We start from the raw sequence: 19,000 nt of genomic DNA on the forward strand, positions 1-19,000 counted from the left end.
TCAAGTCCGGGGTCACAATGACGAGGTGAGACATGCGCTAGGCCGTCCTTCCCTTTCGCGGGGAGGCTTTCTTGGCCACGGCTTTCTTGGCTGGCGACTTTTTTGCGGCGGCCTTTCTCGGTTTCGCCTTTTCGGCCTTCGCCTCTGGCGGTGCGGCCTCGGCGACCTCTTCCTTCGCCACCGATTCCGCAACGCTCTCCTCGGGCTGGCCCAGCGTCCGCAGGAACATGTTTCGCACGTCGCGGACATGATTGTTGATCGTCCGCGGGGTCCACTTCGACGTATCGACCGGCGGCAGCACGGTGACGCGCACCGTCGCGGGACGCATCACAAACTCGTTCTTCGGCGCGACGTCGGTCGCATTGTGAATGACGATCGGGACGATCGGCACCTCCGCCTGCATCGCGAGGTGGAAGGCGCCCTTCTTGAACGGTTCGAGCTTCGGGGTCAGGCTGCGCGTGCCTTCGGGCGAGATGCAGATCGACTTGCCCTCGATCTTGATCGCATCGACCAGCGGCTCCATCGCCTTGATCGCGCTCTTGCCGTCGGCGCGGTCGACGAAGACGGTGCCGCCCCATTCCATCAGCTTCCCCAATATGGGGATATTCTTGATCTCTTTCTTGCCCACCCCGCCCATGTCGCGGCGGATGAGCTTGGCGAGGATCATCACGTCCGCCTTGCTCTGGTGGTTGAAGATGAAGACGCACGGACGCGACGACCACAGGTTCTTTTCGTCCTCGACCTCCAGCTCGACCCCGGTGATCGCGGTCGCGAAATCGCCAAACAGCCCGATCGAGAAATTCGCCGCCTCACGCTGCGAGCGGGTGAGCGCCCAGATCGGCAGCCCGGCGGCAAAGGCGCCGACGAGCGAGCCGGTGGCATAGATGGTGCGGGTATAATCGACCCACGACGGCGTGCCGCGGCTGCCGAACCGTTGCACCGGCCAGCCATTTTCCTCGGCGATGGCTTTCAATTTCAGGTTCGGGTTCAGCGGGCGCGGCTTGCCGACGCGTTCGAGCAGTTCGATATCGTCGTCGCTGTCCGAGTAGAAAAAGCTCTGATCGAGATCGAGGCCATATTCGGCCGCAAGTTCCTCCGCCGCTAGCACCTTGCCCTCGCCGAAGCACAGCGGGCGGATGATGTCGCCGGTGAACACCCCGTCCTCGATCTCATAGGCCGAGCATTTGATGTCGGTGATGCCAAGGTCGCGCGCGGTCGGTTCGATCTGGTAGATCGTCGCCGACGAGATGATCGCGACGCGGTGACCCTTCGCCTGATGCGCCTCGATGATCGCGCGGGTTTCGGGGTAAATCTTGCGGGCGATATGCTTTTTGTAGAGTTCCTCGCCGAATTGGGTGAAGCTCTCTTCCTCGACACCCTTCATGAATTTCGCGGCGCCCGACATCAGCCCCGAAAAGCCGATGGTGCCGAGGCTGTGTTGCGCGATGACCTGCGCGGTCTCGGCGATTTCCTCCATCGACATTTCGCGGCGCTGGAATTTCTCGCGCAGCATCGCGGTGGCGGAGTAGCCCGAGATGATCGTGCCGTCGAAATCGAACAGGGCGGCGATATGCGATCCAGGCTCTGATGCGAGCACTTCTTCCAAATGCGGCTGCAGTCTCGGCACGCACATCTCCCCAAGGGCGGCTATATTGCCGCTTACCCTAGGCACAGTGGCAGTAAAGATGGCGTTTATCAATGCGGCCCTTCGTCGTCCCAGCGAAAGCTGGGACCGCTGGCGGTTTACGCAGCGACGAAGGAAAAGACCGACAGCGATCCCAGCTTTCGCTGGGATGACGATCAGGCTTTGAGCGCCGCCGCTTCTCTTGCCAACGCCTCGACCCGAGCCGGATCGAGCGGCCCCGATGGCACCACCCAGCTGCCGCCGACGCACAGCACCGCTTCGAGCGCGAGCCATTCGGGCGCGGTCGCGAGGCTGATGCCGCCGGTCGGACAGAAACGCGCCTGACCGAACGGTCCCGCCAGCGCTTTCAGCGCCGGGATGCCGCCACTGGTCGCGGCGGGGAAGAATTTGAAGCGGTCGAGCCCGAGGTCCATGCCGCGCATAATGTCACCGGCATTGGCAGTGCCGGGCAGGAACGGGATGCCGCTGGCCACCGCCGCCTTGCCGAGATTGTCGGTGAGGCCCGGCGAGACGATGAACTCCGCACCCGCATGGATCGCGGCGTTCAGCATCGCGGGATCGAGCACCGTCCCCGCGCCGACAACCGCGCCCTTGACGCTTTTCATCGCCGCAATCGCGTCGAGCCCGGCGGGGGTCCGCAGCGTGACTTCGAGCACGGTCAGCCCGCCCGCGACGAGCGCCTCGGCCATCGGCACCGCGTCCTCGACCCGGTCGATGACGATCACCGGGATGACGGGGGCAACGCGCATGATCTGGTCGATGGATTTGTCGGTCATTCTTCACTCCATTTGCGCCGATTGCGGCGCATTTCATTTTCCGTTCGTGCTGAGGAGTGATTGAGACTGAGCTTCGGCGAAGGCTCGATCGCGTCTCGAAGCACCGCTCCCGGTCCTTCGAGACGCCGCTTCGACAGGCTCAGCGGCTCCTCAGGACGACCGGCTGAAAATCAAATCACCGTCTCCATCGCTGCCAGCACCGCCGACCCGCCCTTCTCAGCCTCATCGGCGTAGTGGCGGAACAGCGCGAACAATTCGCGCCCGACGCCCAGCGCGGGCGGCGGCGGCACCGCGGGCGAGCGTGCCGCCCAGATCGCAGGATCGACCAGCGCCAGCACTTCGCCCTGCCGCGCGCAGACGCGGACGATGTCGCCGTCGGTCAGGAAGGCGAGCGGGCCGCTGACCCCGTCGGCGCCGGGCAAGGCTTCAGGCGAGAGGTGGATCACCGCAGGCACCTTGCCGCTGGCGCCCGACATCCGGCCGTCGGTAAGCAGGGCGACGCGGAACCCGCGGTCCTGCAACACGCCGAGCGCCGGGGTCAGCTTGTGCAATTCGGGCATGCCATTGGCGCGCGGCCCCTGAAAGCGGACAACGACGATGACGTCCTGTTCGAGCTCGCCCGCCTTGAACGCCGCCAGCACCGCGTCCTGATTGTCGAAAATCCGGCATGGCGCCTCGATCGTCCAGCGATCCTCGGCGACGGCGCTGGTCTTGATGATCGCGCGACCGAGGTTGCCCGCGAGCAGGCGCATGCCGCCGTCGGGCGAGAAAGGCGCCGCGACGGGGCGCAGCATCGTGTCGTCGCGGCTGGTCGCGGGGGCGGCCTGCCATTGCAGCGCATCGTCGACCAGCACCGGCTCGCCGCCATAATCGGCCATCGTGCCGCCGACGGTCAGCACATCGCCGTGGAGCAAACCGGCATCGAGCAGTTCGCGCACGACATAGCCGATGCCGCCCGCCGCGTGAAAATTGTTCACATCGCCCGCACCGTTCGGATAGACGCGCGCCAGCAGCGGCACCGCATGGCTGAGTTCGTCGAAATCCTGCCAGTCGATAATTATCCCCGCGGCGCGGGCGATGGCGGGGAGATGGATCGCATGGTTGGTCGAGCCGCCAGTGGCGAGCAGACCGATCGCGGCGTTGACGATCGCCTTTTCATCGACGCAGCGCGCCAACGGTCGGTAATCACTGCCGTCCCAGCCGATTTCGGCGACGCGGTGGGTCGCGGCGCGGGTCAGTTCCTGGCGCAATTTCGTGCCGGGATGGGTGAAGGCACTGCCGGGGATATGCAGCCCCATCAGCTCCATCATCATCTGGTTGCTGTTCGCGGTGCCATAGAAGGTGCAGGTGCCTGCGCCATGATAGCTTGCCGCCTCGGCTTCGAGCAGTTCGTCGCGCGTCGCCTTGCCCTCGGCATAAAGCTGGCGGACGCGCTGCTTTTCCTTGTTGGCGAGGCCCGAAGGCATTGGCCCCGCGGGGATCAGGATTTGCGGCAGATGGCCGAAGCGCAATGCGCCGATCAGCAGCCCGGGGACGATCTTGTCGCAGATGCCGAGCAGCAGCGCGCCCTCGAACATTGCATGGCTGAGCGCGATCACCGTGCCCTGCGCGATATTGTCGCGGCTGAACAAAGACAGGTCCATCCCCGCCTGCCCTTGCGTTACCCCGTCGCACATCGCGGGAACGCCGCCCGCGACCTGCGCGGTGGCACCGACTTCGCGCGCGAAGAGTTTGATCTGTTCGGGATAGCGTCCGTAGGGCTGATGCGCCGACAGCATATCGTTGTAGCTGGTGACAATGCCGATGTTCATCGCGCCGCCGGTGCGGATCACCGCCTTATCATCGCCAGCCGCCGCGAAACCGTGCGCGAGATTGCCGCAGGAGAGATTGCCGCGGTTCGTCCCGGCCTCGCGCTGGCGCTCCATCAGGTCGAGATAGGCGGCGCGGCGCTGGGCGCTGCGGGCGACGATGCGGTCGGTGACCGTAGCGATGGTGGGGTGAAGTTCAGTCATGCCAGCTTGCCCCGTCGCGTTCGATCAGCGCGATCGCGCTCGACGGACCCCAACTGCCGGCCGTGTAAGTCTGCGGCGCCATGTCGACCGCGGCCCAGGCATCGCGGATCGAATCGATCCACTGCCACTGCGCCTCGACCTCGTCGCGGCGCACGAACAGGGTCTGGTCGCCCTCGATGAAATCGAGCAGCAGGCGTTCGTAGGCAATGCGCCGCCGCTCACCCGCAAAGCTGTGCGAGAGCGAGACGTCCATCGTCACTTCCTTCAGCTTCACTCCGTCGCGGTCGAGGCCCGGCTGCTTCGCCATAACCTTGACCCGGATATTCTCCTCGGGCTGGAGGTTGATGATCATCATATTCGCATCGAGCTTGCCCGCGCCGACCCGGGCGAAGATATTGTGCGGCACCGGCTTGAACTGGATGAGCACCTCGGACTTGCGTTCGGGCATGCGTTTGCCGGTGCGCAGGTAGAAGGGCACGCCCTTCCAGCGCCAATTGTCGATATAGGCCTTGATCGCGACGAAGGTTTCGGTGTTCGAAGGCTGACCGAGCTCGTCGGCATAGCCGGTCACCGCACCGCCATTGACTGCGCCGCTGCTATATTGGCCCTTGACGCTGTGCGCCTTCACATCCGCGGCGGTCATGCGGCGGAGCGAACGGAGCAGCTTGACCTTTTCATCGCGCACCGCGGTCGACGATACGCTAGCCGGCGGCTCCATCGCGATGATCGCCAGCAGCTGGAGCATATGGTTCTGGACCATGTCCTTCAATGCACCGACCCCGTCATAATAGGAGACGCGACCTTCAAGGCCGACAGTTTCGGCGACGGTGATCTGGACATGGTCGATCGCCTGCGCGTTCCACAGCGGCTCGAAGAGCATGTTGGCAAAGCGCAGCGCGAGCAGATTCTGCACCGTTTCCTTGCCGAGATAATGGTCGATGCGGAACACGCGGTCCTCGGCAAAGGCATCGCCGACCTGCGCGTTCACTTCTCGCGACGAGGCGAGGTCGTGGCCGATGGGCTTTTCCATCGCGATGCGGCATTCGGTGCAGGCGATCCCGGCGGCGTTCAGCCCCTGTGCGATCGGGCCGAACATCGACGGCGGGGTCGACAGATAGACGCCGATCGGGCGCTGCATACGGTCGCCGAGCAGCGCGGCCAAATCGTCATAGCCGGTGCCCGCCCCGGCATCGATCGCACAATAATCGATGCGCGCCACAAAGGCATCGACAGCAGCCGACTCGATCCGATCGGCAGGTAGATGCTCGGTAAGCGCCGCGCGGACCTGCACATGAAAGGCGGCACGATCCATCGGCGAGCGTCCCGACCCGATGATCGTCAGCGCGTCGGCCAGCAGGCCGTCGAGATGGAGATTGTAGAGCGAGGGAAAGAGCATGCGCTGCGCCAGGTCGCCGGTCGCGCCGAACAGCACCAATGTTTCGACTTTTACGCTCACCACCATCCCCTTGGACATCCATTACGGGAAATGGCGGAGCGGGGGCATGATTGCAACGCGCATACGTAGGCCGATGATGATGTCCCCTTGGCAAAATCGGCATTGCTGGCATAGGGACAGCCGATGCCCGACAGTCCCCAACCTTATGACGTCATCGTTATTGGCGGCGGCGTCAACGGCGCCGGGGTGGCGCGCGACGCCGCGGGACGCGGCGCGCGGGTGCTGCTGCTCGAAGCAGGCGATCTGGCGCAAGGCACCTCGTCGGCGTCGACCAAGCTGATCCACGGCGGGCTGCGTTACCTCGAACATTATGAGTTCGGGCTGGTCCGCGAGGCGCTGAAAGAACGCGAAACCTTGTGGGGCATCGCGCCGCATATCATCTGGCCGCTGCGCTTTGTCCTGCCGCACCGGCCGGGGCTACGGCCGCGCTGGCTGCTGCGACTCGGACTGTTCCTGTATGATCATATCGGCGGGCGCAAGAAGCTGCCTGCGACGCGCTCGATCGACCTCAAGCGCCATGTCGCGGGCGAGCCGTTGCAGCCGCAATATGCCCGCGGGTTCGAATATTCGGACGGCTGGGTCGACGACGCACGGCTGGTAGCACTCAACGCGCGCGACGCCGCCGACCATGGCGCCAAGGTCCGCACCCGCACCCGCGCCGAGGCACTGCGCTGCGAAGACGGGCTGTGGGTGGTCGAGGCGAGCTGCGACAATGGCCACAGCTATCGCTTCACCGGCCGCAGTGTCGTCAATGCGGCGGGTCCGGCGGTGCTCGATCTGCTGCGCCGCGCCGATGCCGAGCCCGATCATGCGATGCGGCTGGTGCGCGGATCGCATATCGTGGTGCGGCGGCTGTTTCAGCATGACTATGCCTATTTCTTTCAGCTCCCCGACGGGCGCATCTTCTTCGCCATTCCCTATGAGCGCGACTTCACCCTGATCGGCACGACCGACGTCGATCACGACGGGCCGGCGAACAAAGCGCGCGCGAGCACCGAGGAAATCGCCTATCTGTGCGAGGGGGCCAGCCTGTATTTTCGCGAACCGATTACCCCCGCCGACGTGGTGTGGACCTATTCGGGGGTGCGGCCGTTGATCGAGGATGGATCGGGGCGGCCCGAAGCCGCGACGCGGGGTTACCGGATCGACCTCGATCTGGCCGAAGGCGCGCCGCTGCTCACCATCTATGGCGGCAAGATAACCAGCTATCGCCATGTCGCCGAGGCTGCGGTCGATGAGCTGGTAGGACATGTTCCGGCGCTGACCGGCAAGCGCTGGACCGCCAGGGCGGCGCTACCGGGCGGCGATTTTCCGACCGGTGGCGTCGCGGCGCTCAAGGCCGAAATCAAGCTCGCCCACCCCTTTCTGTCCGTCGATACCGTCGATCGCATCGTCAAGGCCTATGGCACCGACGCGCGGAAATGGCTGGGCGATGCCGAAAGCTGGGCCGCGCTCGGCGGCGAAATCTCCCACGGCCTCTCCGCCGCCGAAGCGGCGTGGCTGGTGGATCGCGAGTGGGCGCAGACCAGTGACGACATATTGTGGCGGCGTAGCAAGCTGGGGCTGCATTTCAGCGCCGAGGATGCGGCGAAGCTGGATGCGTGGCTGGGTGGTAAGAGCGAACGCGCTTAGAGCAGAATGCCTTCAGTTTGAATCGTCATTGCGAGCGAAGCGAAGCAATCCAGGGTGTGCGTACACTGCCCTGGATTGCTTCGCTTCGCTCGCAATGACGAGTGTGTAACCTAAGCTCATCAATCTCTAACGGTCGGCGCCAAATTGCTCCGCCAGCTTGGCGCGCCTGACCTTCCATGTTTCGGCAAGCATCGATACGTCGCGCAGCGCGCGCAGGTCCGCCAGGCGATCCTTCGCTTCGCCGCCGATCAGCAGACCGAACAGCGAGGCGAGCGGCCAGTCGGGCCAAGGCCGTTCCACCAGTTCAAGCGTATCACCCGCGCGGACCTGCCCCGTTTCGAGGACGCGGTAGTACCAGCCCGAACGGCGGGTCTTCACGACCGCGGCCATCACCCCCTTTGTCCCGAAGCGATGGTCGAGTTTCCAGCACGGCTGGCGCGCCTGACTGACCTCGACCAGCGCGGTGCCGAGGCGGAAGCGGTCGCCGAGGCAGACGTTGGTTTCGTCGAGACCGGTCGTTGAAATATTCTCGCCGAACGCGCCGGGCGCATCGAGCAGCGGCACATCGCCCAGATGCGCGCGCCACCATGCGTAATGATCGGCGGGATAGTGGTGGACCGCCTTGTCGATGCCGCCATGGACGGTGCGATCGGCCTGCTCGTCCCCCGCCAGCCCCATGGCGCCGACCGCGACCGCGGCGGTGACCGGCAGCTTGCCGATCGCGCTGGGTTCGTCTTCGCCGCGGAACGGCTGAACCTGTCCCAGCAGGACCGCGAGAATGTCACTTTGCATGGCGGTGATTGATAGGCCGCGCACCGCAAATGGCAATCGTCGCGGCGGGGACAAGCGCGCCGCGATACGTTAGGGTGCCGCCATGAACGATGCGACGATCGACCTGCCCGTCCGGCGATTGGGCCTGGCCAACCCCGGCGATGCCGCGCTGATCCGCAGCATGGCGGTCGAGGCGCCGGTGTCGGTCGAGGTCGGCGGCATCGGCTATGCCGTGATGATGGCGACCCCCACCGATCTGGAAGATTATGCGCTGGGCTTTGCGCTGAGCGAAGGGCTGGTCGAAACCCCCGACCAGGTCGAGCGTATCGACGTTCACCCGGTCGAGGGCGGCTGGGCGCTGCGCCTCTGGGTGCCGCCCGAGCTTAAGGCGCGCGCACTCGAGCGCGCGCGCCAGCGGGTGAGCGAAAGCAGCTGCGGGCTGTGCGGGATCGAGAATATCGAACAGGTCTTGCGCCCGCTGCCGCCGCTGACCGCGCGCATCGCGACCGATCGCACCGCGATCGCCGCGGCGCTGGCGGCACTGACCGGTCATCAGCCGCTCGGCGGCGCCACCGGCGCGGTCCATGCTGCCGCTTTCTGTTCGCCAGCAGGCGAAATTCTGTGCGTGCGCGAAGATGTCGGGCGGCACAATGCGCTCGACAAACTGATCGGGGCGCTGGCGCGCGCGGGTATCGATCCCGCCACCGGTTTCATCCTGCTGTCGGCGCGGTGCAGTTACGAACTGGTTGAAAAGACGGTGCGCGCGGGTTGCCCGATGCTGATCACCTTGTCAGCGCCGACCAGCCTCGCCGCAACCCGCGCGGCGCAGGCGGGGCTGACGCTGGTCGCGCTGGCGCGCGCCGACGCGGCGCTGATCATCTGCGACGCCGCGGGCATGATCGCATGACGACATTAGGCGCCGTGCTCGCGGGGGGGCGCTCCAGCCGCTTTGGTTCGGACAAGGCGCTGGCCGTGCTCGACGGGCGGGCGTTGATCGATCATGCGCTGGCCGCCCTCCGCCCCCATTGCGACACGCTGATCATCGTCGGGCGCGCGGGCGGCATCGCCGACTGGCCGCGCCCCGACATGGGGCCGCTGGGCGGGATCGCCGCCGCGCTGATCGACGCCGCCGATCGGGGCTTTGACCAAGTGCTCACCGCGCCGGTCGATTGCGTCCGCCTGCCGCCCGACCTCGGCGCGCTGCTCGCACCCGCGCCCGCTTTCCTTGCCGCCCAGCCGGTGATCGGGCTGTGGCCGACCGCCGCGATCGACGACCTGAAAGCGCAACTGAGCGATGGCAGCGACTTGGCCGTTCGCGCCTTTGCCCGGCGGATCGGGGCGCGCGCAATCGACAGCGATTTCGTGCCGCCCAACGTCAACAGCACCGCTGATCTGGCGCGGCTGGGCGGATCATGATCCGCCGATGGCGTTCACCGTGAACGCCAATATGCCCATGTTGAAAATGAACGCCGCCATGCAATGGCCCAGCACGACGCGCCGCATATGTGCGCCCGAAATGCTGACGTCCGACGTCTGGAACGTCATCCCCAGGGTGAAGGCGAAATAGAGGAAGTCGGGGTATCCGGGTTCGTCGACCCCCGGTACTTCGATCCCGCGCTGGTCGCGGCCATGGTCTTGCCGATAGTAAAGATGGGCATAGTGGAGCGTGAACACCATATTTGCGAACAGCCACGCCAGCGCCAGCGTCGCTATGATCAGCAAAATGGCGCCGCGATCGAGCTGCCCCGGACCGGCGATCAATGTCCCCACCGCGAACAGGATCACCAGCGACAGCAGGACCGCAATCGCCAGCAGCCCGGCGCGGTTGGCGTCGTTACTTGCGGCCGTCCGCCGCATCTGCTGCGGGTCGGCACCGAGCAGCGGCACGAGGACGCCCAGAAAGACGAGCGTGGCGACGTCGAACCCGATCAGCAGCGCTGTGCGCGGATCGCAGCCGAGCGCCGACGCGATGCCGCCCGCGGCGACCAGCGCCCCGGCAAAGATCAGGAAGCGCGCCGGGGCGATGCGGTGCCCCACCGCGATGTCGGCGCGCTTGGTCAAGCGACGACCCGCACCGGGATGGCTTTGGCGGCCGGACAGCCGCTGGTCTTGTCATAAAAATCGAGCGGCAGCAGCGGGTTGAGTTCGGGATAATAGCCCGCGACCGACCCGCGCGACATCGGATAGTCGACGATGGTCAGCCCCTCGACGCGGCGGATGACGTCATCGTCGCTGAAGGTTTCAAGGGCAATTTTGGCGCCCGCCGCCAGCCCGCGATCGGCCATATCCTCGGCGTTCATGAACAGCACCATCCGGTCGCCCGACACGCCGCGATAGCGGTCGTTGTAGCTGTAGATCGTCGTGTTGAACTGATCGTGCGAGCGCACCGTGGCAAGCCGCAGCATCGCCGGATCGGCAACCGGCGCGTTGACCGCGAGGCCCGGCAGGATCAGGAAATTAGCCTTGCCGTTGGGGGTCGCCCACGCGCGGCGGCGCGGCGGGATGTCGAGATGAAAGCCCAGCGGCGCCTTGATCCGTTCGGAGAAGCTCTCGTAGATCGCCGGATAGACCGCGGCGATCTTGTCGCGGATCAGGCTGTAGTCGTCGATATAACTGGCCCAATCGACCATGCTGTCTGGCAAGGTCGCCATCGCGATGCGGCAGACGATTTCGGTTTCGGGCAGCAGATGTTCGCTGGCGGGTTCGAGCACGCCGCGCGAGGCGGTGACGTTCGACATCGAATCCTCGATGGTGACGAACTGCTCGCCCGCCGCGGTCTCGATCCGTTCGGAGCGCGCGACGACGGGCAGGATCAGCGCATCCTTGCCATGGACCAGATGGCCGCAGTTGAGCTTGGTCGCGATCCCGACGGTCAGGTCGAGCTGGCGCATCGCCGCATAGGCACGGTCGGTGTCGGGCACCGCGCGCACGAAATTGCCGCCAAGACCGATGAACACCCTGGCGCTGCCGTCCAGCATCGCCTGAATCGACTCGACCGTGTGATGGCCATGGCTGCGCGGCGGTTCGAAGCCGAATATGTCGCGCACCTTGTCGAGATAGGTCTGGCTCGGCCGTTCATCGATGCCGACGGTGCGGTCGCCCTGCACGTTCGAATGGCCGCGGATCGGCGAGATGCCCGCCCCCGGCTTGCCGAAATTGCCCTTGAGCAGCAGCAGGTTGGCGATCTGCTGAACCAGCTGCGACCCCAGCTGGTGCTGGGTGATCCCCATGCCGTAACAGATGATCGTCGCGTTCGAGCGGATATAGATGTCGGCGCAGCGGCGGATCTGCGCCTCTTCGATCCCTGCTGCCGCGATCAGGTCGGGCCATTGCTGCGCCTCGATATCGGCCTTCAGTGCCTCGAAACCCGCCGTATGTTCGGCAAGGAAATCATGGTCTAAAACCGTCTCGCCCGCCGCCTCGCGCTCGAACATGACCTTCATCATGCCCTTGATCAGCGCGAGATCGCCGCCGATCTTGATATGGACGAACTCGCTGGTGACCGCGGTCGACCCGAAGGTCGCCATCTGGACGATGTCCTGCGGTTCGGTGAACTGGATCAGCGCGCGTTCGGGCATCGGGTTGACCGCAACGATCGGCACCCCGCGTTTGCGCGCCTCGACCAGCGGGGTCATCATCCGCGGTGCGTTGGTCCCCGCGTTGTGCCCGATCAGGAAAATCGCCTCGGCATGGTCGAAATCGTCGAGCACCACCGTGCCCTTGCCGATGCCGATCGCTGGCGGCAGGCCGCGGCTGGTCGGTTCGTGGCACATGTTCGAACAGTCGGGGAAATTGTTCGTCCCGAACTCGCGGACAAAGATCGAATAGAGGAAGGCTGTCTCGTTCGCGGTGCGGCCCGAGGTGTAGAATTCGGCCTGGTGCGGACTGTCCAGCGCGCGCAGATGCTGGCCGATCAGCGCGAAGGCATCGTCCCAGCTGACCGGCACATAATGGTCGGTCACGGCGTCATAACGCATCGGCTCGGTCAGCCGCCCCTGCATTTCCAGCCAATGGTCCGACTGCTGCATCAGGTCGGACACGCTGTGCGCCGCAAAAAATTCGCGCGTAATGCGAAACTTCGTCGCTTCATGCGCCAGCGCCTTGGCGCCATTTTCGCAGAATTCCAGCTTTTTGGTGCAGGTCGCGTCCGGAAACGCACAGCTGGGGCATTTGAACCCGCCCGGCTGGTTCATCGCCAGCAGCGCGCGCGATCCCTTGGTCACGACGCTCTGTTCCATCAGCACCTTCGCGGTCGCCGCAGCGGCGCCCCAGCCGCCCGCGGGGCTGGTGTAGGTTCGATAGCGCGGTTTCCGATCGGCCATGGCGACGCGATTACCGCATTGCGCCGCGCTTTTCTATCGAGCGCGGAATTTTAGTGCAAAGCACGCGCCCTGACCGTCGGCACCCGCGCCGACGGTCAGGGCGATGTCCGTTGCCGCGCACAGGCGGCGCACGATGTCCAGGCCCAGCCCACTGCCGATACTGGCGTCCCCCTTGGCAAAAGGCGCCAGCGGATCGGCGACCGCGGCGAGGCCGGGGCCGTCATCGCAGATCGTCAGGACGTTGCCGCTGAACCGGATGTGCAGTGGAGCCGCGGCGGCATGTTGAAAGGCGTTGCCGATCAGGTTGTTCAGGATCAACTGCAACGCCGTCGGCTCGGCCAGCGCCAGTGTTTCGGGCGGCATTTCGATCGTCACGACCGGCTGCGGGGCGGGAAAGCGCAGCGCCGCTGACACCAGCGCCTTTTCGACCACGGGATACAGCATCACCGGCTGCGACGGCAGCATGTCGCCTTCGCGCGCCAAGGCGAGCAGCAGGTCGAGGGCGTGCATCATGTCGATCGTCGCGGTTTCGATCCGGCGCAGCGCATCGGGCACCGGCGCGGGCAGGTCTTTGTGCAGCGCGATGACTTCGGCGGCGCCGCGGATCACCGCCAGCGGAGTCCGCAATTCATGGCTGGCGTCGCGGGTAAAGCTGCGCTCGCGATCGACAAAGCCGCGGATGCGGTCGAACGCTTGGCCCAGCGCGCGCGCCAGCACGCCGATCTCGTTTGCCGGATAATCCGCGGCCCGCACCACCGGGACCGCGGCATCGCCAGCCCCGACATCCCTGGCCAGCCGACTCAGCGGCCGCATCGCCCGGCTGGCCAGCCACCAGCCAAGCAGCGCCATGACCAGCGCGACGAACAGGCTGAGCCCGATCAGAAACCGGATCATCCCATCGCGCACCGGCCGTACGAGCAGATAGCGGCCGACCTCGGCCACCGCGATCGCGCGTTTTGCGTCCTGCCCCGCGCCGCCCCGCTGATCGAGGCGGAAACGGGCGACATGATAATGCCGCCCGCCGGTGCCATAAAATTCGCTCTGCCGCGGGTTGGCGGCGACTTGCCGCGCCAGATCGGGTGGCAGAGCGGCGGCCTGGCGATAAATCCGGATATAGGGAAGTTCGGGCGCGGGCAATTGGCCATCGCGGCGCCAGCCTTGCTGTTGCCGCGCAATCTCGTCGGCGATCGCGTTGCTGAACAGCCGATCTTCGAGCGTGTAGGCAAAGATGAAGGTCGCGATCCCGAACAGCGCGCTGGTCGCCAGGACCGCCGCGACCAGCGCCGCGATGACGCGGCGGCGCAGGCTGTGCCGCGCGGCGATCATTGCGGCGCGCTCAGGCGAAAGCCGATGCTGTGCACGGTTTCGATCATCGCCCCATCGAACGGCTTGTCGACGATCTGGCGGAGCAGGTGAATATGACTGCGCAGCGCATCCGACGACGGCGGCTCGTCGCCCCACAGCTTGCGCGCGAGCTCGGCGCGGGTGACTGGCTGCGGCGCCGCTTCGGCGAGCAGCAGCAGGATGTCCCACAGCAGCGGTGACAGCCGTAGCGATTGTCCGGCCCGCGTCGCGGTCCGCATCTGGCGGTCGATCGTCAGCGATCCGATCACCAGGCTGTGCGACTGACCCAGTTGCGGCCGCAGCGCAAGCGCCTGGATACGCGCCGCCAGCTCGGCGAGCGAAAAGGGTTTGACCAGATAATCGTCAGCGCCGCTGGCAAAGCCCGCGAGTTTGTCATCAAGTGTATCGCGCGCCGTCAGCATGAGGATGGGGATCCGATGGTCGCTGCGGCGGCGGATTTCGGCACATACGCTCAGACCTTCGCGGCGCGGCAACGCCAGGTCGAGCAAGATGACGTCGATCGCACGGGTCAGTGCCTCGCGCAGCCCCGCCTCTCCGTCGGCCGCGTAATGGAGCCGGTGACCGAGCGCCTCGAGATAATCGATAACATTATCGGCCAGATCGGCGTTGTCCTCGATCAGCAAGATGTCGAACGCATTGTTCAAGCGATGCCCTTTGTCCCGCGCGCCTTACTCCGCCGCAAAGCCTTGGCGATGCAACGTCAAAATAGCGTCAAACCCGCTTTGACGTCGTCCCGACGTCCACTCTGCCAGACCGCACACCATCGTGAAACGGTTTGGAGTTTGGACAATGCAGAATCGGAAAAACATCGTGGCAGCATGGGCGCTCGGCCTGATCGTCATGGGCGCCGTGCCCGCACAGGCGGAGACGGGCGCTGGATCCGACCGCGTGCTGCTCGTGGTCAGCAGCCATGGCGCCGACGAAGGCAAGACCCGCCCCGGCTTTGAAATGGACGAGCTGACCCAGGCCTATGCGGTGTTCGCCGACAACGGGCTGACGGTCGATATTGCCAGCCCAAAGGGCGGCGTGGTCGTTGCCGACAGGTTCAACCCGAAAAAATCCTACAACAGCCGGTTCACCGCCGACCCCGTCGCCAGCGCCAAGCTCGATGCCACGCTGACGCTCGCCAGCGTGCGCGACAAAAAATATTCGGCTGTATTTCTTGTCGGCGGCAAGGGCGCGATGTTCGACCTGCCGGTGAACGCCGATCTGAAAACGTTGCTCGCGCAAACCTATGACGCGGGCGGGGTCATCGGCGCCGTCTGCCACGGCCCGGCGGCGCTGATGAACGTGCCGATGAAGGACGGCACGTCGCTGATCGCCGGACGCGCGGTCACCGGCTTTTCCAACGAGGAAGAAGCGCTGTTCGGCAAAGGCTGGGCGATCGCCTTTCCCGTCTTGCTCGAGGATGGCCTGCGCGGCGCCGGAGCGCGGTTCAGCGAAGCGCCGATGATGCTGAAGCACGTCGTCACCGACGGCCGCATCGTCACCGGTCAGAACCCCCATTCGACCTTTGGTGCTGCCGAAGCGGTGGTACGCGCGCTGGGCCGCAAGGTCGCGCCGCGCGAGATGCTGGCCGAAGAACGCAGCATCGCGTTGATCGGCCAGGTGCTGGCGGGCGAAGCGGCCCAAGCAGGCGCCGCGCTGACCGCCAACCCGGCGCAATATGACGTGCCGCTGGTCGCGATGTGGGGATTTTACCGCGCTCAGACGCCAGGCGCCGACCGCGCAATGCTGGAAAAAGCGGTCGCGGTGATGGAGGTCGCCCAGCCGCATTTTTCCGAGCCGCAACTGGCGACCGCGATCATCAATGCCCGCAGCAAGCTGGCGGCAGGGCAATAGGTGGTGCGCCCGGCAGGATTCGAACCTGCGACCACCCGCTTAGAAGGCGGGTGCTCTATCCAGCTGAGCTACGGGCGCGTGCACAGGGTTGTGGCCTGCGCGAATAGCGTGGTTTGCGTAGGCTGCAAAGCGGGTTAAGCAGCGTGCCGATGACCGAATCCACGCCCGCCGCTGTCCAGCCCGCCCGCACCAGCGCGGCCGCCGTCCATCAGTTCCGCTATTACGACCTGGTCATGGCGGCGTTTGTCGCGGTGCTGCTGCTCAGCAACATCATCGGCGCGTCGAAACTGGCGATGGTCGGCGGGCTGACCTTTGGCGCCGGGATCCTGTTTTTTCCGATCAGCTATGTGATCGGCGACGTGCTGACCGAAGTTTACGGCTATGCCCGGGCGCGGCGGGTGATCTGGGCCGGGTTCGGGGCGCTGATCTTCATGGCGGTGATGAGCTGGATCGTGCTGGCCATGCCGCCCGCGCAGGATTGGTGGTGCAGCGGCACCGAAAGCCTGACGTTGAAATCGGGCGAAGCCAGCGGCACCGGCGCCGTGTGCCAGGCGACCTACGACAGCGTGTTCGGCAGCGCCTGGCGCATTGTGCTGGCGTCGATCGTCGCCTTCTGGGCAGGGGAATTTGTGAACAGTTACGTGCTCGCGCGGATGAAGGTGGCGACGGGCGGGCGGTTCCTGTGGATGCGGACGATCGGATCGACCATCGTCGGACAGGGGATCGACAGCCTGATTTTCTATCCGATCGCTTTCCTGGGCATCTGGGAAACCGAACAGGTGGTGCTGGTGATGGCGACCAACTGGGCAATGAAGGTCGCGTGGGAAGCGGCGCTGACCCCGGCAACCTATGTCGTGGTGGGCGCGTTGAAGTGCCGCGAAGGTGTCGACGTGTTCGACGAGGGCACCGATTTCACGCCGTTCGCGGCCAAGGTCTGATCGATGACGCTGATTGAAATTGCCTCGCTGTTCGAGGAACGGAAGCTCTCGGTCATCGAAGCCAGCGGCCTCGGCAAGGACGCGCTGCATATCTATTTCGGGTTAGCGCTGTTCCTGGCGGTGCGGCTGGTGTGGCGGTGGCGCGGCGGTTGGGTCGTTGCCTGGCTGGCGGTGCTCGCGATGGCGTGCGGCGGCGAATGGCTCGACATGACCGCCGAGCACAGCCGATCAACGATCCAGCCCGACGCGGCGCATTGGCACGACATCTGGAACACGATGTTCTGGCCGACGGTGCTGCTGGTCATCGGCCGCTGGCTGCAACCGGTGGGAAAGCCGAAAGACGAGACCGCTGATGCGGGGTCGTTAAGCGAGGACGCCGAGCGCCGCCTCGAACAGGCGTAGCCCGTCGGTGCCGCCGTGGGCGCGGTCGATCGCGCGCTCGGGGTGCGGCATCATGCCGAGCACATTGCCCGCGTCGTTGAGCACGCCCGCAATGTCGCGCGCCGACCCGTTGACGCTGCCCGTGTAGCGGAATGCGACGCGGCCTTCGCTCTCGATACGATCGAGCGTCGCGGCATCGGCGAAATAATTGCCGTCATGATGCGCGACCGGGATGTTGATCATCTCGCCCGCCTGATAGCTGGCGGTGAACAGAGATTGGCTGTTCTCGACGGTCAGCTCCACGGTGCGACAGACGAAGTTGAGCCCGGCGTTACGCATCAGCGCGCCGGGCAGCAACTGCGCCTCGGTCAGCACCTGAAAGCCGTTACACACCCCCAACACCGGCACGCCGCGACCCGCGGCATCGGCCACCGCGCGCAGGATCGGCGAGCGCGCCGCCATCGCGCCCGAACGCAGATAGTCGCCATAGGAAAAGCCGCCAGGCAGCGCGATGAAATCGGTTCCCACGGGCAGGTCGGTGTCGCGGTGCCACACCATCGCGGGGGCTTGGCCGGTAACCTGTTCGAGCGCGACCGCCATGTCGCGGTCGCAGTTCGAGCCGGGAAAGACGATGACAGCGGTCTTCATGGATCGCGGCTCCTGTTACGGGCGTTCGATGCGGTAGTTTTCGATCACCGTGTTGGCGAGCAGCTTGGCGCACATCGCGTCGAGATCGGCATCGCTGGTGCCGTCGGCGACGTCGAGTTCGATGAAACGGCCGGCGCGCACGTCGGCCACCCCGGCAAACCCCAGCCCTTCGAGTGCATGATGGATCGCCTTGCCCTGCGGGTCGAGCACCCCCGGCTTGAGCGTCACATAGACATTCACTTTCATCGGGGCAGACCTTTGCTGGGCGGGGTGCGGGAGGATGGCCGCGCCTATGCCCGCGAATCACTTTGGGAGCAAGGGGCCGGGGGCGCGGGTAGCGGCGAAAAATCGCGCTGTTCGGATTGCGAACCAGTCGCATCTTTCCTGTTGCGAATCGCTCGCACTATCCCTACATCCAACTTGTTGAGAAGGATTCGCACATGGTCGTCTGTGTCTGCAACGCAATAAGGGAAAGCCAGCTGCGCGATGTCGCGCGGACAGGCCAATTGCGCTGTGCCAAGGCCGCCTACGCGCAATTGGGTCGCAAACCCAAGTGCGGGCAATGCCTGCCTTTCGCTCGCAATATCATCAGCGACGTCGCCGCGACCGCCTGATTTTTCTTGGTTTTCCGCCATTTTTGACCTTGGCCTGATGGGCCCGGGGCGCGTATAATGCGCCCATTCCATTCCAAGATTACATGACGGGACTACATCATGAAGGGCGACGAAAAAGTCATCGATTTTCTGAACGAGGCGCTCAAGAACGAGCTGACCGCGATCAACCAATATTGGCTGCACTATCGGATGCTCGACAATTGGGGCGTCGCGAAGCTCGCCAAATTCGAACGCGAAGAGTCGATCGACGAGATGAAGCACGCCGACCAGCTCGCCGACCGCATCCTGTTTTTGGGCGGGCTGCCCAATTTCCAGATGCTCGGGCGGCTGCGCGTCGGAGAGACGGTCGAGGAAATCCTCAAGGCCGACTTGGCGCTCGAGGAAGAAGCGATCCCGTTGCTCAAAGATGCCGTCGCCCACAGCGAGAGCGTTCGCGACTATGTCAGCCGCGACCTGTTCGGGTCGATCCTGGCGAGCGAAGAACATCATGTCGACGAGCTGGAAAAGCAGTTCGAGATGATCGAGCGGATGGGGATCGAGAATTACATCCAGCTGCAATCAAAGTCGGTCCACGACGACTGAACTCGATACGTCGCCC

At 65.1% G+C, this 19,000-nt stretch carries 19 protein-coding genes and 1 tRNA gene; 8 read left to right on the forward strand and 12 right to left on the reverse strand.

What is annotated here, in order from left to right:
- Nucleotides 1–37 precede the first annotated feature (37 nt).
- The 4 genes from J2X44_RS15320 to zwf form a co-directional block, all read right to left on the reverse strand.
- The gene (locus J2X44_RS15320) at nt 38–1,633 is read right to left on the reverse strand and encodes an HAD-IB family hydrolase (RefSeq protein ID WP_310085882.1); all 1,596 of its coding nucleotides are present in this window, start codon (nt 1,631–1,633) and stop codon (nt 38–40) included.
- Nucleotides 1,634–1,800: 167 nt separating this feature from the next.
- Nucleotides 1,801–2,421: a bifunctional 4-hydroxy-2-oxoglutarate aldolase/2-dehydro-3-deoxy-phosphogluconate aldolase gene (gene eda / locus J2X44_RS15325; protein WP_310085886.1), complete on the reverse strand. Its 621-nt coding sequence runs from the start codon at nt 2,419–2,421 to the stop codon at nt 1,801–1,803.
- A gap of 170 nt (nt 2,422–2,591) precedes the next feature.
- Nucleotides 2,592–4,433, reverse strand: coding sequence for a phosphogluconate dehydratase (gene edd, locus J2X44_RS15330; protein WP_310085889.1), 1,842 nt, complete (start codon nt 4,431–4,433; stop codon nt 2,592–2,594).
- On the reverse strand, nt 4,426–5,895 hold the full coding sequence (gene zwf / locus J2X44_RS15335; RefSeq protein WP_405053405.1) for a glucose-6-phosphate dehydrogenase: 1,470 nt from the start codon (nt 5,893–5,895) through the stop codon (nt 4,426–4,428). The genes edd and zwf overlap by 8 nt, the downstream gene beginning before the upstream one ends.
- A 117-nt stretch (nt 5,896–6,012) precedes the next feature.
- Between zwf and glpD the strand changes: the two genes are divergently transcribed.
- The gene (gene glpD / locus J2X44_RS15340) at nt 6,013–7,521 is read left to right on the forward strand and encodes a glycerol-3-phosphate dehydrogenase (protein WP_310085892.1); all 1,509 of its coding nucleotides are present in this window, start codon (nt 6,013–6,015) and stop codon (nt 7,519–7,521) included.
- Nucleotides 7,522–7,647: 126 nt separating this feature from the next.
- Here the strand turns inward: glpD and J2X44_RS15345 are convergent, their stop codons facing one another.
- Nucleotides 7,648–8,313 carry an MOSC domain-containing protein gene (locus tag J2X44_RS15345; RefSeq protein WP_310085894.1) on the reverse strand — a complete coding sequence of 222 codons (666 nt, stop codon included), beginning with the start codon at nt 8,311–8,313 and terminating at the stop codon, nt 7,648–7,650.
- A gap of 82 nt (nt 8,314–8,395) precedes the next feature.
- Between J2X44_RS15345 and fdhD the strand changes: the two genes are divergently transcribed.
- Together fdhD and J2X44_RS15355 are read left to right on the forward strand one after the other, a co-directional pair.
- Nucleotides 8,396–9,199, forward strand: a complete 804-nt coding sequence (fdhD, locus tag J2X44_RS15350; RefSeq protein ID WP_310085896.1) for a formate dehydrogenase accessory sulfurtransferase FdhD — start codon at nt 8,396–8,398, stop codon at nt 9,197–9,199.
- Nucleotides 9,196–9,708 (forward strand): molybdenum cofactor guanylyltransferase, encoded by a 513-nt coding sequence (locus tag J2X44_RS15355; protein WP_310085899.1) that lies wholly within the window; start codon nt 9,196–9,198, stop codon nt 9,706–9,708. The genes fdhD and J2X44_RS15355 overlap by 4 nt, the downstream gene beginning before the upstream one ends.
- Here J2X44_RS15355 and J2X44_RS15360 read toward each other — a convergent pair.
- From J2X44_RS15360 to J2X44_RS15375, 4 genes are read right to left on the reverse strand one after another with little or no spacing between them, the layout of a single operon-like run.
- Nucleotides 9,703–10,353 (reverse strand): DUF1345 domain-containing protein, encoded by a 651-nt coding sequence (locus J2X44_RS15360; protein WP_310085901.1) that lies wholly within the window; start codon nt 10,351–10,353, stop codon nt 9,703–9,705. The genes J2X44_RS15355 and J2X44_RS15360 overlap by 6 nt on opposite strands.
- Nucleotides 10,350–12,614 (reverse strand): FdhF/YdeP family oxidoreductase, encoded by a 2,265-nt coding sequence (locus J2X44_RS15365; protein WP_310085904.1) that lies wholly within the window; start codon nt 12,612–12,614, stop codon nt 10,350–10,352. Before J2X44_RS15365 ends, J2X44_RS15360 begins: the two co-directional genes overlap by 4 nt.
- Before the next feature lie 33 nt (nt 12,615–12,647).
- The gene (locus J2X44_RS15370) at nt 12,648–13,940 is read right to left on the reverse strand and encodes a HAMP domain-containing sensor histidine kinase (RefSeq protein ID WP_310085907.1); all 1,293 of its coding nucleotides are present in this window, start codon (nt 13,938–13,940) and stop codon (nt 12,648–12,650) included.
- Nucleotides 13,937–14,623 carry a response regulator transcription factor gene (locus J2X44_RS15375; RefSeq protein ID WP_310085910.1) on the reverse strand — a complete coding sequence of 229 codons (687 nt, stop codon included), beginning with the start codon at nt 14,621–14,623 and terminating at the stop codon, nt 13,937–13,939. Before J2X44_RS15375 ends, J2X44_RS15370 begins: the two co-directional genes overlap by 4 nt.
- 145 nt (nt 14,624–14,768) lie before the next feature.
- Between J2X44_RS15375 and J2X44_RS15380 the strand changes: the two genes are divergently transcribed.
- Entirely contained in the window at nt 14,769–15,821 is a 1,053-nt protein-coding gene (locus J2X44_RS15380) for a type 1 glutamine amidotransferase domain-containing protein (protein WP_310085913.1), read from the forward strand.
- 1 nt (nt 15,822) lies between these two features.
- Here J2X44_RS15380 and J2X44_RS15385 read toward each other — a convergent pair.
- Nucleotides 15,823–15,899 (reverse strand) — tRNA-Arg (locus J2X44_RS15385).
- A 71-nt stretch (nt 15,900–15,970) separates the two neighbouring features.
- On the opposite strand from J2X44_RS15385, the gene J2X44_RS15390 reads away from it, so the two are divergent.
- On the forward strand, nt 15,971–16,759 hold the full coding sequence (locus J2X44_RS15390; protein WP_310085916.1) for a queuosine precursor transporter: 789 nt from the start codon (nt 15,971–15,973) through the stop codon (nt 16,757–16,759).
- A gap of 3 nt (nt 16,760–16,762) precedes the next feature.
- Nucleotides 16,763–17,161 (forward strand): hypothetical protein, encoded by a 399-nt coding sequence (locus J2X44_RS15395; protein ID WP_310085918.1) that lies wholly within the window; start codon nt 16,763–16,765, stop codon nt 17,159–17,161.
- Here J2X44_RS15395 and purQ read toward each other — a convergent pair.
- Together purQ and purS are read right to left on the reverse strand one after the other, a co-directional pair.
- A complete protein-coding gene (gene purQ / locus J2X44_RS15400) occupies nt 17,123–17,788 on the reverse strand; it encodes a phosphoribosylformylglycinamidine synthase subunit PurQ (RefSeq protein WP_310085920.1) in 666 nt (221 codons plus the stop codon). The two genes, J2X44_RS15395 and purQ, sit on opposite strands and share 39 nt — an antisense overlap.
- A gap of 15 nt (nt 17,789–17,803) precedes the next feature.
- Complete coding sequence (purS, locus tag J2X44_RS15405) at nt 17,804–18,034, reverse strand: phosphoribosylformylglycinamidine synthase subunit PurS (RefSeq protein ID WP_310085923.1); 231 nt, start codon at nt 18,032–18,034, stop codon at nt 17,804–17,806.
- 194 nt (nt 18,035–18,228) lie between these two features.
- Here purS and J2X44_RS15410 point away from each other — a divergent pair, with 194 nt between their 5' ends.
- A complete protein-coding gene (locus J2X44_RS15410; RefSeq protein WP_088442455.1) occupies nt 18,229–18,402 on the forward strand; it encodes a bacterioferritin-associated ferredoxin in 174 nt (57 codons plus the stop codon).
- Nucleotides 18,403–18,501: 99 nt separating this feature from the next.
- Nucleotides 18,502–18,984 (forward strand): bacterioferritin, encoded by a 483-nt coding sequence (bfr, locus tag J2X44_RS15415; RefSeq protein WP_310085927.1) that lies wholly within the window; start codon nt 18,502–18,504, stop codon nt 18,982–18,984.
- Nucleotides 18,985–19,000: the final 16 nt, after the last annotated feature.

Source organism: Sphingopyxis sp. BE259 (assembly GCF_031457495.1).
Lineage (GTDB): Bacteria > Pseudomonadota > Alphaproteobacteria > Sphingomonadales > Sphingomonadaceae > Sphingopyxis.